Origin of the sequence: Methylobacterium sp. WL103, assembly GCF_008039885.1 — a bacterium.
Lineage (GTDB): Bacteria > Pseudomonadota > Alphaproteobacteria > Rhizobiales > Beijerinckiaceae > Methylobacterium > Methylobacterium cerastii.
The window spans coordinates 1-1,867 of the sequence record NZ_VRUX01000724.1 but is presented as its reverse complement, the minus strand read 5'-3'; the positions used below and the strand labels follow the sequence as shown (position 1 = coordinate 1,867).

Annotated in this window: 1 protein-coding gene; it reads right to left on the bottom strand. The window is 71.9% G+C overall.

The window, feature by feature from the left end:
• On the bottom strand, positions 1-1,867 hold a 1,867-nt coding region (locus FV222_RS24695; RefSeq protein ID WP_147815880.1), incomplete at both ends, for a PBP1A family penicillin-binding protein.

Genomic DNA, 1,867 nt, shown 5'->3' with positions numbered 1-1,867 from the left:
GCCGGCTGCGGCTCGGCCTTCGCCGCGGAGGGGCGCTTTCGGCCCTTCGCCATCTGGGCCGAGGCGCGCTGCACGAAGTCGCGGAAGATCGAGGCCGGGACGTCGCCGCCGCCGACGCGGTTCATCGACGAGTTGTCGTCGTTGCCGACCCAGACGCCGACGACCATGTCCGGCGTCATGCCGATGAACCAGGCGTCGCGATAGTCCTGCGTCGTCCCGGTCTTGCCGCCGACCGGCTGGCCGGACACGCGCGCGCCCTTGCCGGTGCCGCCGTCGACCACCGCCTGCAGCGAATCGAGCATCATCGTGCGGCTGTCGCCCGGCAGGCCGGCCGCGGGCTTGGCGTCCGGGTGGACGTAGAGCGGGGCCGCCGCGCCGCCGCGGATCGCGTGGATGTCGAAGCTCTCCACCGGCGTGCGGTTGGCGAGCACCCCGGCATAGGCGCGCGTCATCTCCAGCAGCGTCACCTCGGCCGAGCCGAGGGAGAGGCTCGGCACGTTCGGCAGCTCGGACTGGACGCCGAGCCCTTTGGCCGTCGCGATCACCGCCGGGATGCCGAGCTCGTCGCCGAGCTGGGCCGCCACCGTGTTGATCGACAGGGCGAAGGCGGTCCGCAGCGGCACCGCGCCGCGGAAGCGGTTGTTCGAATTCTGCGGCTCCCAGTCGCCGATCTGCACCGGGCGGTCCACCAGCACGGTCTCCGGCGTCAGGCCGTTCTCGTAGGCCGTGAGGTAGACGAACAGCTTGAACAGCGAGCCGGCCTGCCGCTTGGCCTGGGTCGCGCGGTTGAACTGGCTGTCCTCGTAGTCGCGCCCGCCCACCATCGCGAGGATCGCGCCGTCCTTGGACATCGCGACGAGGGCGCCCTGGCCGATCTTCTTCTTGCCGCCCTCGGCGTCGAGGCGCCGGGCGACGACGCCTTCGGCGAGGCTTTGGAGGTCGAGGTTCAGGGTCGAGCGCACGGTGAGGTCGCCGGGCGCGTCGGTGAGCTTCTTGGCGTCGGCCGCCAAGAGGTCGAGGAAATAGTTGCTGCCCGGCGGCGTCTCGGGGGGCGTGCGCAGGGTCACGGTCTTGGCGCGCGCCGCGTCGGCCGCTTCCGCGGTGATCGCGCCGGTCTCGACCATGGTCTGCAGCACCACGTCGGCGCGCTCCTTGGCGCCGCCGAAGTTGCGCGTCGGGGCGAGCTGCGAGGGCGCCCGCACCAAACCGGCGAGCATCGCCGATTCCGGCAGGGTCAGGGCCTTGGCGCCCTTGCCGAAGTAGCGCCGCGCCGCAGCGTCGATCCCGTAGGCGCCGGCGCCGAAATACGCGGTGTTGAGGTAGCCGAGCAGGATGTCGTCCTTGCTCATTTCAGATTCGACCCGCAGCGCCAGGAACGCCTCCTGGACCTTACGGCGCAGGGACTTCTCCTGGTTGAGCGAGGTGAGGCGGACATATTGCTGGGTGATCGTCGACCCGCCCTCGCGCACGCCGCCGCCGACGGCGTTGCGCCACGCCGCGCGCATCAGCCCGCGCAGGTCGATGCCCCAGTGGCTGTAAAAGCGCCGGTCCTCGATCGCGACGATCGCCTGGGCGAGGTGGGGCGGCAGGTCGGCCTTGGTGATCGGCTGCCCGCGGAACGCGCCGCGCGTGGCGAAGACCCGGCCGTCGTCGGCCTCGACGGTGAGCGCCCGCTGGCCCTGGTCGATCACCACGCCGCCGAGCGGCGGCAGAGTCAGGAAGGCGAACAGGACGTAGGCGGCCAGCGCCGCCAGCGGCAGGGCGACGACGAGCGCGGCCGCAATGAGGATGGGGCGCAGCGGCCTTCGACGAAACGCCAGAAGTGACCGGGCGGGCAGCGCCGCCTCCGCACTCTCGACCGGAGCGC